The 2997-nt window shown below is 41.1% G+C and carries 5 protein-coding genes; 2 read left to right on the forward strand and 3 right to left on the reverse strand.

The window, feature by feature from the left end; translation table 11 throughout:
* Window positions 1-430 (forward strand): hypothetical protein (locus F607_RS32005; RefSeq protein ID WP_038292386.1); only part of this gene is annotated, 430 nt, incomplete at its 5' end.
* A gap of 272 nt (window positions 431-702) precedes the next feature.
* Here F607_RS32005 and F607_RS33310 read toward each other — a convergent pair.
* Window positions 703-1476, reverse strand: a complete 774-nt coding sequence (locus tag F607_RS33310) for a DUF6882 domain-containing protein (protein ID WP_157365613.1) — start codon at window positions 1474-1476, stop codon at window positions 703-705.
* A 178-nt stretch (window positions 1477-1654) separates the two neighbouring features.
* Here F607_RS33310 and F607_RS0125970 point away from each other — a divergent pair, with 178 nt between their 5' ends.
* The gene (locus F607_RS0125970) at window positions 1655-2317 is read left to right on the forward strand and encodes a hypothetical protein (RefSeq protein ID WP_027710338.1); all 663 of its coding nucleotides are present in this window, start codon (window positions 1655-1657) and stop codon (window positions 2315-2317) included.
* Between the two features lie 8 nt (window positions 2318-2325).
* Here F607_RS0125970 and F607_RS34455 read toward each other — a convergent pair whose 3' ends face one another.
* Together F607_RS34455 and F607_RS0125980 are read right to left on the reverse strand one after the other, a co-directional pair.
* Window positions 2326-2499, reverse strand: a complete 174-nt coding sequence (locus tag F607_RS34455) for a hypothetical protein (RefSeq protein WP_157365614.1) — start codon at window positions 2497-2499, stop codon at window positions 2326-2328.
* A 144-nt stretch (window positions 2500-2643) separates the two neighbouring features.
* Window positions 2644-2940 (reverse strand): HigA family addiction module antitoxin, encoded by a 297-nt coding sequence (locus F607_RS0125980; protein ID WP_027710340.1) that lies wholly within the window; start codon window positions 2938-2940, stop codon window positions 2644-2646.
* Between the last annotated feature and the right edge of the window lie 57 nt (window positions 2941-2997).

Here is a 2997-nt window from a genome sequence, read left to right on the forward strand (position 1 = left end):
CAAATTCAAGCTGTACGAAGATTTGAAGCTCGGTCAGCAAAACTATCTCAATACTTTGAAAGCTGCTGCTGACAGCCCACGGAACCAGCAAACGATCAAAGCAATACAAGAGGCTTATATCCGTGAAGGCTATCTCAGTCCTTCTCAGCATCGTTTGCGTCAACTGAAGTCTGAATATAACCAGATCGCTGAACAACGCCTACGTGGAGGCTGGCGTGATTTAAATAAAGCTCAGGAGAAGATGCGTCGCGGTTACTATGCTAAAGATGCGTCAAACGAAAACATCGATAAAAACACGACATTTGCAAAAGTGCTCGAAAAAGAACGCAAGCAAGAGCAAGCCAAAACCCACAAAACAGAGCAAAACCACAATAAGAACCGTCCACGTCGCACTCCATCCCGAGGCAGTGGTTACGGTATGAGTCGTTAGTCCTGTATTTTTTCCTTGAAAATCAAAGTCTAAGCGCACTCATAGTACTATCAGCCACATCCGTGGTACCCCTTTTTTGCTAATGGAGACAATGACTTATCAAGTCAGTAGTACCATTGCTTTATCTTGCACTGCATTCCGCTGCATCTGAAGTGCATCCAGTCCACAGAATATGGGGAGAAAACGCAGTCGATGTCAGCCAGAAAAACCGTGTCTCTACGCCTTTTTTTGGTGTAGAGACACGGTAAAGAAGTCGAATCGCATTGAGGGGATTAGAGGGGTATTTCTAAGTTTATTTGCTCTGCTTCCTGGCTTACCCAGCGAGCCTTGCTTACCACCATATAAACAAATCCATTTTCGTCTGGAGTCCTATATGCCCCAATAGCGCCTACAGCCTTTGCCATAATAGCCGTCATTTCCCAGCCATCCGTCTCATCTGCAGACCACTTAGGACACGCCAACGGTAGAAATTGGCGCTCATCACCTATCCTACGGACTAAGCGAGATTGTTCTTTAACCTTGTCTGAAAGGGATTGATTAGCCCATGCCCACATCCATGTTTTAGATAATGTTGATAGTGTACCGACAAAATGAACATCACATTCTACTGTGGGCTTTCCTTCATGAGAGAAGATTAGAGTTCCCATTTCCTGATCCCAATCCCAACGCTCACAGTCTCCGATGTTATACGCTTTCATGAATGTGTCTTGCATAGCTTGGAGGTAGTCAAAGCTGTCGCCAATCAAGTGGCTTAAGGCTTCCTCATCTTGCAGCCAGTTTTTTGCTCTGATACTACAGTAACAGTTGGCGCATACCACTTTGATCTTGGCAAACGCTTCTGAGGTATCATTCCACTCACCTTCTTGTTCTAAAACTTCGTTGCATTGATCACACCAGGCATCAGGGTAAAGGACATCAGGATCTTCTGGATCATACCCCATATGAAATCCCTGATTTTCTCTATGATGGCTGAGATGATGGCAGATGAAGGTAGCAGGGCTGGTTCCATGAACACCACATTCAACTTTATAATCATCACGCATCATTTACTTCCTTACTGACTGCCTCGAAAAAATAAGTGCTTTTAATCAACAAACGCATATTTTTATTTAATAAAAAGCATTATATATTAAAACTCTAACCACAGGTGTCTGATATTTAAGCGCCAACCGCTTTCTTTAAGCCATCAAAAATCTCTTTTTCAGATAATTAGGAACAAAAAGAGTGTCACACCAAGAACCTGAATTCTATAGATATTGCCGATCTAAAGGCGCTGCGTTTGGTCACGGTGCACGCAGCCGCAAGCCAATTAAAGCGTGGACAGAAACAAAAAGTTTTTTAGATAAATTCACTGTTTATAAATTAACCCGAACGGTGGATATAGAACAAAGGTCAACCGATGATGTATTTGACCAAACACTATTTACGCGGCTGGTTAATCAATTTGGTGACCCTGCATCAAGCTATGAACATTCTCATCACTGGGAAATAAATACGGATTACAGTGATGACTTGGTTTCCATTGCACTGGATCACTTAAAACACAAAAAGAAGCACGATAATACCATATCAGTGAGAATGTACTTCAACTTTCACTGGAAAGTGTTTAACGATTGTTTAATTGCTAAATACTCAGATATTTTCGACCATTTTTATAATGAAGGCTATCATGGCAAGTTTAGTGTTACGCTTTCAGATCAAGTTTTTATTCAACCTGAGTTTGTTGTACCCATTGAAACACCTGAAAAACTTGACCACTTTGTTGAATCTCTTAAAGAAGAACTGCCCTTTAATTTTAAAGATAAGTCTTTTATTTCCTTCTTTTTAAAGACATTTAAAAACGGAAAAACTACGTATAAAGCTATGGGACATTACAATAAAAATTAATAAAAAATCTACAAATCGTCTATATCTACAGGTATTGACGGCTGGTTTTCTCTCGCTTTAATAATTTCGATGAGCGCTGCATCCTCTAGTTTATCCTCTTCTTTGTGCAGCGCATAAAAAACTTGAACAACTAAATTTTTTGCTTTTTGACTTGGTTTGAGGCTACAGCGGTATTTCTGCATATTTTACCCATTTCTGTCTGTTCCCAGCTTGCTTCTGCCACAGGCACAGTAGGCTCATCAAAGCTGATAACAGAGCCTTTCAGCCTTTGTAACGGGTTTAAAACCTTTTCAAATAGCTTCAAACCCTGGTTAGTGCTCTGATCATCACATTGCAAATGAAATCGCCTCATAGCCTGTTAGGTCTATTTTTTGTTTTGCTTGCCACAGATCGTAATTATCCTGCATCAACAACCAGCTTTCAGGAGAACGACCTAGCACCTTAGAAAGCTTCAGAGCCATTTCAGGTGAGACATCAGACTGACCGTTAAGCAAGCGGCTAACAGTGCCAGAACTCACGTGTAGCTTCCTCGCAAGCTCATTAGAACCAATATTAAAAGGTGTTATATACACCCGCTTGATGAATACCCCTGGATGCATAGGGTTATGCTGTTCAATAGCCATCAATGATAATCCTCATAATTCACTACATAGGCGTGGCCGTCTACAAACTCAAACACT

Origin of the sequence: Zooshikella ganghwensis DSM 15267 (genome assembly GCF_000428585.1) — a bacterium.
GTDB classification, from domain to species: Bacteria; Pseudomonadota; Gammaproteobacteria; order Pseudomonadales; family Zooshikellaceae; genus Zooshikella; species Zooshikella ganghwensis.